This window comes from Kitasatospora sp. NPDC059327 (assembly GCF_042752535.1).
Classification (GTDB): Bacteria; Actinomycetota; Actinomycetes; order Streptomycetales; family Streptomycetaceae; genus Kitasatospora.
Window position 1 is genome coordinate 152,950 of record NZ_JBHYYB010000007.1, and the last position, 14,966, is coordinate 167,915.

Annotated in this window: 12 protein-coding genes and 1 pseudogene; 8 read left to right on the forward strand and 5 right to left on the reverse strand. The window is 74.3% G+C overall.

Features of this window, described 5'->3' with window-relative positions; genetic code table 11:
• Window positions 1-67 precede the first annotated feature (67 nt).
• From ACFXHB_RS07345 to ACFXHB_RS07375, 7 genes and pseudogenes are all read left to right on the forward strand, one after another.
• Window positions 68-2,995 (forward strand): prenyltransferase/squalene oxidase repeat-containing protein, encoded by a 2,928-nt coding sequence (locus ACFXHB_RS07345; protein WP_380572839.1) that lies wholly within the window; start codon window positions 68-70, stop codon window positions 2,993-2,995.
• A pseudogene (locus tag ACFXHB_RS07350) lies at window positions 2,992-3,537 on the forward strand (hypothetical protein); the annotation flags it as partial. The gene ACFXHB_RS07345 and the pseudogene ACFXHB_RS07350, both read left to right, overlap by 4 nt.
• A 676-nt stretch (window positions 3,538-4,213) precedes the next feature.
• Window positions 4,214-5,449: a CbiQ family ECF transporter T component gene (locus tag ACFXHB_RS07355; RefSeq protein ID WP_380572840.1), complete on the forward strand. Its 1,236-nt coding sequence runs from the start codon at window positions 4,214-4,216 to the stop codon at window positions 5,447-5,449.
• Window positions 5,446-7,089 (forward strand): ABC transporter ATP-binding protein, encoded by a 1,644-nt coding sequence (locus ACFXHB_RS07360; RefSeq protein ID WP_380572841.1) that lies wholly within the window; start codon window positions 5,446-5,448, stop codon window positions 7,087-7,089. Before ACFXHB_RS07355 ends, ACFXHB_RS07360 begins: the two co-directional genes overlap by 4 nt.
• Window positions 7,086-7,934, forward strand: a complete 849-nt coding sequence (locus ACFXHB_RS07365) for an ECF transporter S component (RefSeq protein WP_380572842.1) — start codon at window positions 7,086-7,088, stop codon at window positions 7,932-7,934. The genes ACFXHB_RS07360 and ACFXHB_RS07365 overlap by 4 nt, the downstream gene beginning before the upstream one ends.
• A 493-nt stretch (window positions 7,935-8,427) precedes the next feature.
• A complete protein-coding gene (locus tag ACFXHB_RS07370) occupies window positions 8,428-9,951 on the forward strand; it encodes a phosphatidylinositol-specific phospholipase C domain-containing protein (RefSeq protein WP_380572843.1) in 1,524 nt (507 codons plus the stop codon).
• A 258-nt stretch (window positions 9,952-10,209) separates the two neighbouring features.
• Window positions 10,210-10,860 (forward strand): cutinase family protein, encoded by a 651-nt coding sequence (locus tag ACFXHB_RS07375; protein ID WP_380572844.1) that lies wholly within the window; start codon window positions 10,210-10,212, stop codon window positions 10,858-10,860.
• Window positions 10,861-10,905: 45 nt separating this feature from the next.
• Here the strand turns inward: ACFXHB_RS07375 and ACFXHB_RS07380 are convergent, their stop codons facing one another.
• The 3 genes from ACFXHB_RS07380 to ACFXHB_RS07390 all read right to left on the reverse strand — a co-directional run bounded on the left by ACFXHB_RS07380 (window position 10,906) and on the right by ACFXHB_RS07390 (window position 12,541).
• Entirely contained in the window at window positions 10,906-11,325 is a 420-nt protein-coding gene (locus tag ACFXHB_RS07380) for an arsenate reductase ArsC (RefSeq protein WP_380572845.1), read from the reverse strand.
• A 95-nt stretch (window positions 11,326-11,420) separates the two neighbouring features.
• Window positions 11,421-12,170, reverse strand: a complete 750-nt coding sequence (locus ACFXHB_RS07385; RefSeq protein ID WP_380572846.1) for an aquaporin — start codon at window positions 12,168-12,170, stop codon at window positions 11,421-11,423.
• On the reverse strand, window positions 12,167-12,541 hold the full coding sequence (locus tag ACFXHB_RS07390) for an ArsR/SmtB family transcription factor (protein WP_380572847.1): 375 nt from the start codon (window positions 12,539-12,541) through the stop codon (window positions 12,167-12,169). The genes ACFXHB_RS07385 and ACFXHB_RS07390 overlap by 4 nt, the downstream gene beginning before the upstream one ends.
• Before the next feature lie 90 nt (window positions 12,542-12,631).
• Between ACFXHB_RS07390 and ACFXHB_RS07395 the strand changes: the two genes are divergently transcribed.
• Window positions 12,632-13,099 carry an ArsI/CadI family heavy metal resistance metalloenzyme gene (locus ACFXHB_RS07395; protein WP_380572848.1) on the forward strand — a complete coding sequence of 156 codons (468 nt, stop codon included), beginning with the start codon at window positions 12,632-12,634 and terminating at the stop codon, window positions 13,097-13,099.
• A gap of 194 nt (window positions 13,100-13,293) precedes the next feature.
• Here the strand turns inward: ACFXHB_RS07395 and ACFXHB_RS07400 are convergent, their stop codons facing one another.
• Both ACFXHB_RS07400 and ACFXHB_RS07405 read right to left on the reverse strand, forming a co-directional pair.
• A complete protein-coding gene (locus tag ACFXHB_RS07400; RefSeq protein ID WP_380572849.1) occupies window positions 13,294-14,205 on the reverse strand; it encodes an alpha/beta fold hydrolase in 912 nt (303 codons plus the stop codon).
• A 4-nt stretch (window positions 14,206-14,209) separates the two neighbouring features.
• Window positions 14,210-14,851: a dihydrofolate reductase family protein gene (locus ACFXHB_RS07405; RefSeq protein WP_380572850.1), complete on the reverse strand. Its 642-nt coding sequence runs from the start codon at window positions 14,849-14,851 to the stop codon at window positions 14,210-14,212.
• Window positions 14,852-14,966 lie beyond the last annotated feature (115 nt).

Below are 14,966 nucleotides of genomic sequence, written 5' to 3' on the forward strand. Positions count from 1 at the left end.
GACGGTCCCTGCCCGGGTACCGTCGGCTGCGCCGTGGTCTCCTGCGTCGACCGACGAGGGAGTCGTCGTGAGGGTCAGCAGCAGTCGCACACGTCACAGAAGCCGGGACCTCGCCTCCCTGGTGGTCGCCGGCACGGTGGCGGCCGCCGCCTGCGGAACGGTCCTGCTCGGCCGGCCCGGCATCGCCGCCGCCGACCCGATCGAGCGGTGCACCGCGACGACCGGCGCGATCGTCGCCGTCGACTTCGGCCACTGGGGCGGCGGCATCGTCCGCGGTTGCGACGCCAACCCCACGACGGGGATGAACCTGCTGCACGCCGCGGGGTTCACCACCACCGGCACCGAGCACGACGGGCCGGCTTTCATCTGCCGGTTGGGCACCGGGAGCTTCGACGCCGGCACCCAGTACCCGACGCCGGCCGAGGAGTCGTGCGTCAACACCCCGCAGGCCACCGCGTACTGGTCGTACTGGATCGCCGCACCCGGCCAACAGGCCTGGTCCTACAGCCAGTTCGGCGCGGGGACGCAGAAGCCCAAGCCGGGCGAGGTCGAGGCCTGGGTGTACGGCGGCACCGACATCGGCGGCACCAGCGGCGCGCCGACCTTCACCCCGGACTCCGTCCGGGCCAAGAACGACGGCCCCTCGCCCTCGCCCACGGCGACCCCGAGCCCGACGTCGACCTCCACCGGGTCGCCGGCCGCCCCCGGCGACCCGGCGGCCGCGGCGGCCTGGCTGGCCGGGCGCCTCGTCGCCGGCGACCACATGGAGAACTGGGCCACCGAGGGGCCGGACTACCCGCGGACCGCGCTCACCGCCGTCGCGCTCGCCGCGGCGGGTACGCAGGATCCGGCGCTGCGCAAGGTGCTCGGCTTCCTCTCCACGCACACCGACGCGTTCCTCCTCCCCGAGGGTCCGACCGGCGCGCCCGACGCACGGGCCGCCGCGCTGCTGGCCCTCGTCGCCGAGAGCACCGGCCGCGACCCGCGCTCCTTCGGCGGCCGGGACCTGGTCGCCGCGCTCACCGACCACGTCTGCGCGGCGGCGGGGGAGAACGGCAAGTGCACCGCCGCCGGGGACTTCCTCGGGGCGGCCTCCCCCTGGGTCCAGACGCTCGGCGTCATCGCGCTCCAGCGTGCCGGCGTCACGCCGCCCGCCCCGGCACTCGCCCGCTTCACGGCCCTCCAGTGCGCCGACGGCGGGCTGGCCGGATCGATGATCGTCGCCGGTGACCACTGCGAGTCCGACCCGCTCACCACCGCCGTCGCCGCCCTCGCCCTGCGCACGGCCCCCGGTTTCGAGGCGACGGCGAAGAAGGCGGCGGACCAACTCGCGGCGAGCCAGCAGGCCGACGGCTCCCTCCTGCCGTACGCGGGCGCCCCCGGCGACACCGTCAGCACCGCGAGCGCGGCACAGGCGTTTCGGGCCACCGGCCAGGGCGCCCGGCGGGACGCCGCCACGGCCTGGCTCGCGGGCCGCCAGGGCGAGGACGGCGGTTTCGGCCCCGACGCGGCCACCTCCGAGGCCGACGCGGCCGCCACCGAGCAGGCCGTCCTGGCGCTGACCGGCACCGACCTCACCACTGTCCGGCACGACCCGGACGGCGCCACCGCGACCCCGCCCGCCGGCCGCACCCCCGACCTGGCCCGGGGGAGCGGCTACCTGACGGATCCGGCCCGCCTGATCGACGGCCACTACTACGAGGCCTTCCCGACCTTCGCCGACTTCGGGCTCACCATCGACGGCGCCTACGCCCTCGCGGCGACCGGTGCCGACGACGCGGCCCTGCGCAGGATCGTGGACTTCCTGGACCAGCGGGGCAAGGACCCCAACGAGCGGACCGTCAACGACTGGACGGCCGTCGGCACCGAGTACGCGGGCGGCGGCTCGATCGGCAAGGAGGCGCTGCTCGCCGAGATCGTCGGCCGTGACCCGCGGGCCTTCGGCGGCCACGACCTGATCGCCGCGCTGGACCGGGCCGTCTGCGCCAAGGCCGACCAGAACACCGGCTGCGCGGCACCCGGCAACTACACCTACGCGACCTCGGTGTTCTCCCAGGCGCTCGGCATCATGGCCCAGCTGCGCGCCGGTGACGCGGCCAACGCCGCCGCGCCGATCACCTACCTGGAGGGCCTCCAGCACGCCGACGGCTCCTGGCCGAGTCTGATCCCGGCCACCGGCGACTCCGACGTGGACAGCACCGCGATGGCCGCCATGGCCCTCGCCCTCGTCCCCGGCGACGAGGCCGCCCGGGCCGTCGACCAGGGGCTCGGTTGGCTCGCCGCCCAGCAGCTGCCCGACGGCGGCTTCCCCGGCGCGGCCGGCCACTCGACCAACTCGACGGCCCTCGCCATTCAGGGCATGACCCTGCGCAAGGCCACCTACGGCGCGCGGATCGCCAAGGCGCTGGATTTCCTGGCCGGCCGGCAGAACGGCGACGGCGGGTTCGACGTCGCCTCCGCCGGGCAGCAGGGCTCGGACGTCCGCGCGTCCACGCAGGTGGTCGGCGGTTCCACCGGGATCTCCTTCGGCACGCTGTCCCGGAACCTCGGCGGTACGCCGACGGGGACGCCTACGGCGACCGGTACTCCGACGGCCACCGGCACGCCGACCGCGACCGGTACGCCGACCGCGACCGGTACCCCCGCGCCGACCGGTACCCCCGCGCCGACCGGTACACCGTCGGCGACCGCTCCGCCCACGGTGACCGGCACGGCCCTGCCGACCGGCACGGCGACGGCGCTGCCGCCCGCCCCCGGCGGCGCGACCACCTCGACGGCCGGCGCCGCGGTCGTCGGCGGGGTCGACGCGCCGCTCGCCGACGCGGGCGCCCCCGCCCCCACCGTGCGGACCGGGACGGGCCCGGGCAGCCTGGCCGGCACCGGAAGCCAGGCGCTGGCGCTGACCGGGACCGCCGGTCTGCTGACCGTGATCGGGGCCACCGCCGTGCTCGCCGCCCGTCGTCGGACGGCCTCCGCCCCGGGGCGTCACCGGTGAGCCGGCGGCCGGTCCGGCTGTCCGCGGCCGCCGTGCTGACCTTCGCCCTCGCCTGGGGCGGCGTCGGGGCGACCCCGGCGTCGGCGTCACCGCTGCCGATGGAGCAGTGCACCACCACCTCCGGTGTGGTGCTCGCGGTCGACCTGGGCACGTGGGGCGGCCCGCTGCTGCGCTCCTGCGGGACCACCCCGACCACCGGATACACCCTGCTCAACCAGGGCGGCTGGAAGACCACCGGTACCGGGCACGACGGTCCGGCGTTCATCTGCCGGATCGGCTACAGCGGGTTCCAGGGCGGCAAGCAGTTCCCCACCCCGGACCAGGAGAAGTGCGTCCTCACGCCGCCGGCCACGGCCTACTGGTCGTACTGGCACGCCGATCCGGGCCAGAACGAGTGGTCCTACAGCCAGCTCGGTGCGATGAGCTACCAGCCGAAGCCGGGCAGCGTCGACCTGTGGATCTTCGGCGGCACCGACATCGAGGGCACCCGGGGGCGTCCGACCTTCTCGCCGGACAGTGTCCGCGCTCAGAACGCCGGCCCCGGCGGGCAACCGACCGACCCCGGCCAGGGCACCGCAGGCGGCTCGGGCGGCTCCGGCGGCACCGGGGGGTCCGGCGGCGCGTCAGGTGGTGGCTCCGGCGGCGGGTCCGGCGGTGCTGCGACAGGTGCCACCGGGACGACCGGCGGCACTGGCACCGGTGGCACGGGCGGCACCGGGACCTCGGGCGGCGGCACCGCCACCGGCGGTGGATCCGCCACCACGGGAGGCACCGGGGGAACCGGCGGCACCGGCGGGACCGGCCGGGCCCCGGCCCCCGCCAAACCCACGGCGGGTGCGGCCCGCCCGCCCGCGCCCGTCACACCCCCGGGGACCGGCGGCGCGGCCACCCCCGAGGACGGCATCACCCCGCCGGGCGCGCCCGATCCGACACCCGTCCCCGCCACACCGGTACCGGTCGGTCCGTCCACCGCGCCGTCGACGGACACCCCGAGCGACCCACCGACCCCGACCTCGCCGACGACCCAGGCCGCCGCCGCGCCGCCGCCCGCTCCCGCCGTGCCCGGCGCGGTGGTGAACGCCGACCCCGTGGCCGACGCGCCGCACGACTCCGGGTCGATGCTCCCCGCCGCGCTGGCGGCCGTCCTGGTCGTGGCACTGGGCGTGGCCACGGTGGTCGCCGCACGCCGCCGCCGACGGGCCGAGTGAGCGGGTGACCATGCTCGACAAGCCCGACACCGACGCCCCGGGGCGCGCCCCCGGGCGGCCCCCGGGGGGCCGGCGCAGCCCGCGGAACCTGCACCCGCTGGCCTGGTGGACGTGGGCGCTCGCCCTGGCGACGGCGGCCAGCCGCACCACCAACCCGCTGCTGCTCCTGCTCGTCCTCGCCGTGCTCGGCTACGTGGTCACCGCCCGCCGGACCGAGGCCCCGTGGGCGCGCGGATTCACCTACTACCTGGGGGTGGCCCTGACCGTGGTGGCGATCCGGGTGGTCTTCCGGTGCGTCTTCGCCACCGGCATCACCCCGGACGACCACCTGCTCTTCTCGCTGCCGCACATCCCCACCCCCGCCTGGTACGCGGGGATCCGGATCGGCGGCCCGGTCTCGCTGGAGGCCACGCTCTCCGCGGCGTTCGACGGGCTGCGGCTGGCCTGCCTGATCTGCTGCATCGGCGCCGCCAACACGCTGGCGAACCCCAAGCGGGCCCTGCGGGTGCTTCCCGGGGCGCTGTACGAGCTGGGCGTCGCCGTCACGGTGTCGCTGAGCGTCGCCCCCCAGCTGGTGCAGAGCGTCCAGCGCGTCGCCCGGGCCCGGCGGTTGCGCGCCGGACAGCGCAAGGGCGTCCGTGCGCTGCGGAGCATCGTGGTGCCGGTCCTGGAGGACGCCCTGGAGCGTTCGCTGCACCTGGCCGCCGCGATGGACTCGCGCGGCTACGGGCGCTCCGGCACCGCCTCGCGCCGCTCCCGCCGGCTCACCGGTGTCCTGATGCTGCTCGGCATGTGCGGCCTGTGCGCCGGGGTGTACGGGCTGCTGGACGGCACGGCCCCCGCCGCGCTCGGCCTGCCGGCCTTCCTCGCGGGCGCCGTGCTCTGCGTGGCGGGACTCTTCCTCGGCGGGCGGCGGGTGCGCCGCACCACCTACCGGCCGGACCGCTGGCGGGCCGCCGAATGGGGCGTGGCCGGCTGCGGCGTCACCGCCGCCGTCCTGCTGTTCGCCACGGTCGGCTACGACGCCACCGACCTCAACCCGTCCCTGTACCCGCTGACCTGGCCGGCGCTGCCGCTCGTCCCGGTGTGCGCCCTGCTGCTGGCGGGCGCGGCGGGTGTCCTCTCGCCACCGCCCGGCCGGACGCCCGGACCCGCCGCCCCGCCCCACCCGCGCCCGGTCGCGGGAACCGACGGCGACGCCCGTGCCGCCGCCACCGACCGTACGACCTCCGAGGTGCGCACGTGATCCGATTCGACCAGGTCGGCGTGGTCCACGACGGCGCGACCGCACCCGTCCTGCGCGACGTCGACCTGTACGTCCCGGAGGGTGAGCTCTGCCTGGTGGTCGGCCGCACCGGTGCCGGCAAGTCGACCCTGCTGGGAGCCGTCAACGGTCTCGTCCCGCACTTCACCGGCGGCACGCTGCGCGGGCGGGTCACCGTCGACGGCCGCGACACCGCCCACCACCCGCCGCGCGAACTCGCCGACGTGGTCGGGGTGGTGGGACAGGACCCGCTGGCCGGCTTCGTCACCGACACGGTCGAGGAGGAGCTCGCCTACGCCATGGAGCAGTTGGCGATACCACCGGAGGTCATGCGCAAGCGGGTCGAGGAGACCCTGGACCTGCTCGGCCTCGCCGACCTGCGCCACCGCGCCCTCTACGAACTCTCCGGCGGTCAGCAGCAGCGGGTCGCGATCGGCTCCGTGCTCACCGCGCACCCCCGGGTCCTCGTCCTGGACGAACCGACCTCCGCCCTCGACCCGACCGCCGCCGAGGAGGTGCTCGCCGCCGTCACCCGGCTCGTCCACGACCTCGGGGTCACCGTCCTGCTCGCCGAACACCGCCTGGAACGGGTCGTCCAGTACGCCGACAGCGTCGCCTACCTCCCCGGTGACGGCACCGTCGTGCACGGCCCGCCCGCCGAGGTCTTCCGGGCGAGCGGGGTCGCGCCGCCGGTCGTCGAGCTCGGCCGGCTGGCCGGCTGGCGGCCGCTGCCGCTCTCCGTGCGCGACGCCCGCCGGGCCGCCGCCGGGCTGCGGGAGCGGCTGGCCGCCGGACCGGCCCCGGCGGCACGCCGCGCCCCGGCCACGGGGGAGACGGTGCTCCGCGCCGAGCGGGTCCTGGTGCGCTACGGCCAGGTCGTCGCCGTCCGCGGCGTCGGGCTGGAACTGCGCGCGGGCGAGGTCACCGCGCTGATGGGCCGCAACGGCTCGGGCAAGTCCTCGCTCCTGTGGGCCCTGCAGGGCTCCGGGCCCCGACAGGGCGGCACCGTGAAGGTCACCGGGGCCGGCGGCGGACCGGCCCTGGACCCCAAGCCGCTCACTGCGGCCCGGGCCCGCCAACTGGTCGGACTCGTCCCGCAGACCCCCACCGACCTGCTCTACCTGGAAACGGTCGCCCAGGAACTCGCCCAGAGCGACCTCGACGCGGACGGGGCCGCCGGGCCGACCGCACGCCGGATCCTCGACCGACTCGCCCCCGGCATCCCCGACGACACCCACCCCCGCGACCTCTCCGAAGGCCAGAAGCTGGCCCTCGTCCTGGCGATCCAACTGGCCGCCGCACCAAGGGTGGTGCTGCTGGACGAGCCCACCCGCGGGCTCGACTACCAGGCCAAGGCGGCGCTCGTCGGCATCGTGGACGCCCTCGCCGCCGAAGGCCGGACGGTCGTGATCTCCACCCACGACGTCGAGTTCGTCGCCTCCGCCGCCGACCGGGTCGTCGTGATGGCCGAGGGGGAGGTCGTCGCGGACGGTCCCACCGCCGAGGTCATCGTCGCCTCTCCCACCTTCGCGCCCCAGACCGCCAAGATCCTGGCCCCCCTCGGGTACCTGACCACCCGGCAGGTCGCCGAAGCCCTCGAACCGGCGCGGGCCGCCCGATGACCGCCCTGCGGATCCCCGGCCGGGCCCGGGTCGTCATCGCCCTGGCCGCCTTCATCGGTCTCGTCGCCTTCCTCTGGCCGTTCGTCGTCGCGCCCGGGAAGTTCGGTTCCGGCTACGCCCCGCCGCTGATCTTCGGCGCGCTGCTGGTGCTGGTCCTCGCCGTCGTCGTCGCGGAGATCTCCGCCGGCGGCATCGACGCCAAGGCCCTCGCCATGCTCGGCGTCCTGTCCGCCGTCAACGCCGGGCTGCGCCCGCTCGGGGCCGGAACGGCCGGGGTGGAGACGGTCTTCTTCCTCCTCGTCCTGGCGGGCCGGGTCTTCGGTCCGGGCTTCGGCTTCACCCTCGGCTGCACCTCGCTGTTCGCCTCCGCCCTGCTGACCGGCGGCGTCGGCCCCTGGATGCCCTACCAGATGTTCGGCTGCGCCTTCGTCGGCATGCTCGCCGGACTGCTTCCGCGCGTGCGGCGGCGCTGGGAGGTGGCGATGCTCGCCGCCTACGGGGCGTTCTCCGGGTACCTGTTCGGCTTCCTGCTCAACCTCTCCTTCTGGCCGTTCGCCACCGACCCGAACAGCTCGATCGCCTACCTGCCCGGCCTGCCGTTCACCGAGCAGTGGCACCGCTACCTGCTGTTCGACCTCGCCACCTCGCTCGGCTGGGACACCGGCCGCGCCGTCACCACCTTCACCGCCGTGCTCGTGGTCGGGCCGGCCGTCCTGACCGTCTTCCGTCGTGCGGCCCGTCGGGCCAACTTCGAACCCGCGGTGCGGTTCGAGACCACGGCCGGCTCCGACGCGCCACCCGCTCAGGGACCCGCCGACCGGACGGCCGGAGCGGTGCCGTCCTGACTCCGCAAGGCGCGCGCCCGGGGCGTCGAGGGTGCCCCGCTGCCGGCTCCGGCCCGGCCGGCCCGGCCGGGCCGATCGGGCCGGGAGGAAGGCGGGTGTTCCGCACGCAGCCGGTCGGCGAGCGGCCGCAGGTCGTAGCGGACGCCGGTGAAGTGTGCGGCCATCCGCATGCACGGGCTGTCCGGGTTCTGCAGCACCACCAGCAGGGCGCCCCCCGGCGCGGTCCACTCCAGCGCCCGGCCGACCGTTTCGACGGTGCTCCGGTTCGCCCATTGCACCGGGGCGCGCGGACGGTGCCCGGCAGGGACGTTCCTGCCCGCGTGTCGCGCGAGCGGGGTGGTCGGCGGTGGACCCCGTGGGTGGCGGCCGAGGTCGCGGCCTGCCCTTCCGTCCCCGGGGTGGTGCCCTCCCGGTCCTGGCCCCGTGACCTTGGGTGGCGGGAGAATCACGAGCTGTTCATGACATCACTGTCGCGTTGACGAGAGGTGGCGCCTTGTCAGGCTCCAACGTATTTCGCAGGCTGGCGCACGTCCTGGCGCTCGGCGTCGCCGCAGGGGCGGTCCTGCTCCCGACGAGCCCCGCCGGCGCCGCCGGGTCGGTGTACACCGACGCCGTCGACCTCGGGTCGACGAGCCGGGCGGACTGGATGAAGGACCTCGCGGGCGGCACACCGCTGTCGGCGCTCTCGCTGCCGGGCACCCATGAGACGCTCGCCATCCGCGGGCTCGAACTGACGAAGGCGCAGCAGGACTTCGGCGTCAGCGGACAGACCCTGGCGGTGCAGTTGGACCGGGGGATCCGCGCCGTCGACATCAGGGTGCGGGTCACGGAGGGGAAGTACTTCACCATCCATCACGGGAAGGAGTACCAGAGCGCCAATTTCGACGACGTCCTGAGCAAGGCGCGGACCTTCCTCCAGCAGCATCCGAGCGAGACCGTCCTGATGCGGCTCCGGGCCGAATGCGCCCGGTCGGACATCGGTTTCGGGGACTGCACCAACGATCCGTCGACGGTGACCGGTCAGAACATCCGGGCCATCTTCGACAGGTACGCCAACACGGACTACGCCGGCCTGTTCTACAAGGAGTCGACGGTCGAGGGGAAGCCGACCGCGACGCCCACGCTCTCCCAGGCCCGTGGCAAGATCGTGCTGACCCAGTTCGACAACGTCGAGGCCGAGTACGGAATCGCGTCCTACAACGACCACACCGAGGACACGTACAACAACCCGGGCATCAGCGTGAAGTTCGAGAAGGTCAAGGCCAATGTCGAACGGGCGGTCGCCGGTAGCGGCGGTCAGTTCTTCGTGACGTACACCTCCGCGAGCGGTGGCGGCGCCACGCCCCTGTTCTACGCCGGCGGAAGCGGCTGGGACCCGGCCAGGCAGCAGCCCTCGGTCCTGGGGATCAACCCCCAGTTCATGCGCTACCTCAACGGCGGTGGCGGGAACGGGCGGATCGGCGTCATCATGATGGACTACCCGGGCTGGGCGCTGGTGGAGAACATCATCGCCCGCAACGGCGGGTACGTCGTCAAGGGGGCCCATCAGGCGGTCTGGCAGGTCAACGCGGACAAGACCTACGTCGACACCCGGTACGGCCGCTGCATGGTGCGCGGCCCGGAGTTCGACAGCTCGAAGACCGGCGGACTGGTCACCCAGCGCGCGTGTCAGCCGACGGCACCCAGCAGCCACCAGTGGGGTGCGGTCAAGCCCTCGACCTACGACGGCCAGGGCTACTACTGGATCAAGGCGAACAACGGCACCTGTCTGACGGCCCCCTACAACAACGGCACGCCTCCGCCCCCCGGGACCCAGCTGTACTGGTGGGGCTGCGAGACCCGCTGGTTCTCCGGCAACCAGCTGTGGAACGTCATCCCGACGCCGATCAGGGTCGGCGGCAAGGACACCGGCGCCTACAAGTTCATCAACCAGTGGACCGGCCTGTGCCTGTCGGTGGACCCGGCCACGGCGGCGACGGCCGGCGGCAAGGTCACCCTGGACACCTGCCCGAAGTAGCCTCCGCACCACGAGTGACGGCGGCGGTCCGACAGGCGGCGGGGGCGTGCGCGCAGGTGCGCGCCCCCGGCCGTGATCTCGTCCGCCCCTCCGCGCCCCGATTTCCGCCTGTCGCCGCTCCGGCACCGAAGAATAGGCTCGTGCCGGACATTCAGATCGTGCGCGAATCCCTGTGACGGACCCCGATGGGTAGCTGACGGAGCATCGTGCGCGAGTGGGGATTCCGGCATCAAGTGCCCCTGGACGGAGGAGAATGTGATGCGCGCCCGAAGGACCATGGCCGCGTTGGCCGGACTGCTGCTGACGGCCGGGATCTCCGTGGCAACGGGATCCTCCGCGCAAGCGGCCTCGTGCGAGGGCACCTACACGATCGTCGTCGGCGGCACCGGCAGTTCGTGGAACAACGACGGCTTCACCGGCAATATCCAGCAGCACGTCGGCTACCCGACCCAGATCCCCAACGGCGCGAGCGCCCGGGCGGGAGTCAACGAGCTGAACCGGCTGGTGCGGGACCAGCGCAACGCGTGTCCGGGCCAGCACGTCAAGATCGGCGGGTACTCGCTGGGCGCCGGCGTGGTGCACATCTGGGTCACCGAGAACTGGCAGACCTTCGACAACGTCAACGCCGTCCTCGTCTCGGACCCGAAGCGCCAGGGCCCGCCCGGCGCCAACGGCGGCGCGGTGCCGTTCGGCGGCATCATCGGCGCACCGCTCGCGGGCGCCGACAAGTTCTTCGGCAACGTGCCGGTCAAGACGATCTGTCACTGGGACTACGTCTGCGACGAGTCCGCCGGCATCTGGACGTACCCGCAGAACCACGTCAACAACTACCCCAACGACTTCAACATGGACCACCACAACGACAGCGCCAACGAGGTCTGGTACAACGGCGCCTGGTATCCCGCGTAGCGCCGCGTGCGCCGAACGCCCGCGGGCGTCCGGCGGCGGCGCCGGTCACGCGGCGGGCTCGATGCCGAGGTCGGTGAGCAGGCCGCGGATCCGCCGCTCGATCTCGTCGCGGATCGGGCGGACGGACTCGACGCCCTGGCCGGCCGGGTCCTCCAAGGTCCAGTCCAGGTAGGTCCTGCCGGGGAAGTACGGGCAGGCGTCACCGCAGCCCATGGTGATCACCACGTCGGAGGTTCGCACGGCTTCGGTGGTCAGGATCTTCGGGGTCTCGGCGGCGATGTCGATCCCGACCTCGGCCAGCGCCTCGACCACCGCCGGGTTCACGGCCTCGGCCGGGGCGGAGCCGGCCGAGCGGACCTCGACCCGTCCACCGCCGAGGCGGGCGAGGAACGCGGCGGCCATCTGGGAGCGGCCCGCGTTGTGCACGCAGACGAACAGCACGGACGGGACGGCGGGAGTGTGCACAGTGGGGTGTCCTTCGATCTTCGCGGGCAGGCAGGCAGGCAGACAGGCGGGGAAGTGGTCGGGCAAGCAGGCGGTCGGGCGGGGAAGCGGGCGGCTCAGCGGTCGGCCCGGGCCGGGAGGTGAGCGCCGTGCGGGCCGACGACCTCCTCGGCAACGCCCGGGGCCGGGCGTCCGAACAGCACCGTGACCAGGCCGAGCCCGACGGCCAGGCCGACGAGCTGGGCCGTGATGAACGGCAGCACCGAGGTGGGGGCGATGCCCGCGAAGGAGTCGGTGAACGCCCGGCCGATCGTCACCGCCGGGTTCGCGAAGCTGGTCGAGGACGTGAACCAGTACGCGGCGCCGATGAACGAGGCCACCGCGACCGGGGCGGAGCGCTCCCGGCCGATCCGGGCCAGGCCGATGATCAGCAGGACCAGGCCGGCGGTCGCGACGACCTCGCCCAGCCACAGCTGCGGCGCCCAGCGGTCGTGCGTCGACCAGCGCACCAGCGGCTCGCCGAACATCGCGTCCGCGAGCATCGCCCCGCCGATCGCCCCGGTGGTCTGTGCGACGGCATAGGCCGCGACCTCCGGCAGGTCCGGCCCCGCTCCGCCGCGGCGGCCGGTCCACCAGGCGGCCAGGGTCACGGCCGGGTTGAAGTGGGCGCCGGAGACCGGGGCCAGCAGCAGGATCAGCACTCCGAGGCCGAACACGGTCGCCAGTGAGTTGGCCAGCAGCCGTACCCCGACGTCCTGGGAGAGGGTGACGGCCTGGATGCCGGAGCCGACCACGACGGTGACCAGCGCGCCGGTCCCGACGAACTCCGCGGCCGCGCGCCGGCCGAGCGGAGCGGTCGCGGTCATCTCGCGTCTCCGGCGGCCGGGGCTTCCAGCAGGGCGGACAGCCTGGCCAGCGCGGCGGGCAGCACCCAGTAGTAGACCCAGGTCCCGCGACGCTCGGAGCCGACCAGGCCGGCCTCGCGCAGGACCTTGAGGTGGTGGGAGATCGTCGGCTGGGACACGTCGAACGGACCGGTCAGGTCGCAGACGCAGGCCTCGCCGCCCTGGTGCGAGGCGATCAGCGAGAGCAGTCGCAAGCGGACCGGGTCGGAGAGGGCCTTGAACATCCTCGCCAGGTCGACGGCGGCGTCCTCGCCCAGGGGCTCGCGGACCATCGGCGAGCAGCACACGGCCGCGTCGTCCTGGCCGAGCACCGGCAGTTCCAGATTCGACATACGTCTATATTGACAGTCATCGATGTGAGGAGCAAGGTGGTCCATATCGACAGGTGTCGAATCAAGGCTTCGGATCCAGGGAGAACCGACATGTCCCGCGTTCAGCTCGCTCTCCGCGTCGCCGACCTCGAAGGCTCTGTCGCCTTCTACGCCAAGCTCTTCGGCGTCGAGCCCGCCAAGAGCCGGCCCGGTTACGCGAACTTCGCCCTCGTCACCCCGCCGCTGAAGCTCGTCCTCATCGAGGGCGGGCCCGGCGAGGAGACGCGCCTGGACCACCTCGGTGTCGAGGTCGAGAGCGCCGAACAGGTCGTCGCCGCCACGGAGCGGCTCAAGGGCGCCGGGCTGGCCACCTTCGAGGAGAACGACACCTCCTGCTGCTACGCCGTCCAGGACAAGGTCTGGGTCCACGGCCCCGGCAAGGAGCCGTGGGAGGTCTATGTCGTCAAGGCCGACGCCGACACTCTCGGCAAGAGCGCCGACAGCACCCCCGTGGCCTGCGGCACCAGGACCGAGCAGGCCACCGAACCGGCCGTGGACGCCGGATGTGCCTGCGGCTGACTCCCACCGTCGTCGACCGTCGTCGGCGGAGAGGTCGACGTCAACCGGCGGCACCGTTCACCCGCCGCCGCCGCCTCGTCCTGCGGCCGGCCGGCCGTTCGGCGCCCGCGGCCGGGTGCGGACCTCCGCGCCCCGGGGTGCGCGCGGGGAGCCCGGTCGGCGGGTGCGCGGTGGACCGGTGGCGGGCGGGGCGTTCAGCCCGGCCGGCCGCCGTTCGGTGCGGGCCCGTCCGGGGGCGGGAGCCGTCCGGCGCCCGCCGTGGGCGGTCCGAGCGCGAGCATCGCCCCGGCGACCTCGCCGAGGGCCGCGCCGGGGATCGCGGTGGCGGCGGCGTCGAGGACGAGCAGGCGTGCCCGGGGGATCGCGCGGGCGATCGCCTCGCCGTTGCCGACGGGGAAGAACGGGTCGCGGCGGCCGTGCACGACGAGGGTGGGGATCCTGATCCCGGGCAGGCGCTCGCGCCAGCGAGGGCGGCAGTCGAGCCTGGAGAACACCATGCGCAACTGATTGGCCGTCTGGACGGCGGCCGCGGTGCCGGGGGTGCGGTCCCAGACGCGCGCGGCGGTCGCGCGTGCGACGGCGGGGTCGTCGCCGAGGATCTCGGCGCCGCCGGCGGCGAACTCGGCGACGGCCCGGCGGTCGGCCCAGTCGGGCCTCGGACGTGCGAACAGCCGGCTCATGATCGCGGGGTCGTGGTCGGGGAGGTCGTCGTCGGGCGGGCCGGGGGCGACGGGGCGGGTGCCGACGAGGGTGAGCGCGGAGAAGCTGCCCGGGTGGTCGAGCGCGGCGACCTGGGCGACCAGGCCGCCGACGCCGATGCCCGCGAGATGGGCGGGGCCCCCGCCGAGTGCCTCGGCGAGGGCCGCCGCGTCGGCGGCGAGGTCGCGCAGGGTGTAGCCGGGCGCCTGCGGGTCCGCGGTCGTCGACTCCCCGCTGTCGCGCAGGTCGTAGCGCACCACGCGGCGTCCGCCGGCGGCGAGGCGCTCGCACAGCGCGTCGGGCCAGGAGAGCATCGTCGTGCCGCCCGCGAGCAGGACGAGTGGCGCGTCCGCCGGACCGAACGACTCGATGCCCAGGGTGATTCCGTTGGCACGGACGACGGTCATCGGGTCACCGGGATTCTTCGCGCCCGAGACCGCGGTCGGGCGCGCTCATGTCGCCCGTCGCGGGCGTACCGTCGGCGAGCCCGTAGCGCAGGTAGACGGTGCCCTCCGGACCGGCCACCGGCGGTTCCAGGAGGGTGAGGTTGGTGGGCACGGCGCCGCCGTCGAACACCTTCTTCCCGACGCCGAGCGTGATCGGGTGCACCCAGAGGTCGAGGCGGTCGAAGAGCTTCTCCCGCAGGAGGGTCTGCACCAGGTCCAGGCTCCCGACCACCTTCACGTGCTCGTGCCGCTCGCGGAGCTCGCGCACCGCGCCGGCCAGGTCCGGGCCGAGTCGCGTGGACCCGGCCCACGGGAGGTCGGGCGTGCCCCGGGAGGCCACGTACTTGGGGACGCGGTTGAAGAGTTCGGCGATCTCGCCGTCCTTCTGGTGCGGCCAGTAGGCGGCGAAGATGTCGTACGTGCGCCGGCCGAGCAGGAGGGCGTCGGTGCCCTGGTACGCGGCGAGGATCTGCGCCCCGGTGGCCTCGTTCAGCAGGGGCGCCTGCCAGCCGCCGAACGGGAACCCCGCCGGGTCCTCGTCGGGTCCGCCGGGCGCCTGCGCGACGAGGTCGAGGGTCGCGAACAGCTCGATGTGGATGAGTCCCATGTCTGTACTCCCGATGAGTCGGTGATCCCGGTCGAGATATAGACCTGCCGGGACCGGAAAACTCATCGCCGCGCCGGAGTCGGGTTTCCGCGTCCGTCGGGATCGCTGTTCGGAC